This window comes from Paraburkholderia sp. JHI2823, from assembly GCF_038900695.1.
GTDB classification, from domain to species: domain Bacteria; phylum Pseudomonadota; class Gammaproteobacteria; order Burkholderiales; family Burkholderiaceae; genus Paraburkholderia; species Paraburkholderia mimosarum.
The window spans coordinates 1-230 of sequence record NZ_JAYMRY010000460.1 but is presented as its reverse complement, the minus strand read 5'-3'; the positions used below and the strand labels follow the sequence as shown (position 1 = coordinate 230).

Annotated in this window: 1 pseudogene; it reads right to left on the bottom strand. The window is 63.9% G+C overall.

Annotation, left to right across the window (positions count from 1 at the left end):
- Positions 1-38 precede the first annotated feature (38 nt).
- Positions 39-230: pseudogene (locus VSR34_RS39400) on the bottom strand (IS21 family transposase); the annotation flags it as partial.

Sequence of the window (230 nt, the reverse complement as noted above, 5' to 3'; positions counted from 1 at the left end):
GAGAGGGTTTGCTGCATCAACATCGTGACCTCCTTGGGTCAGTGGTAATACTTGGGCCCGCGCACGTTCTCGTGCAGGGGCGACTGCCATTCGGTGGCCCCGCTTTGTGGCAGCGGTTGCTTGTCGGAGCCGGTTTGCAGGATGGTGCGCACGGACCGCTGGGTTGGCGCGCCAATCACGAGTGCGCGCTGGCACGCCGCTTCCAGCCTCTCCTTGCCGTATTTGCGCGA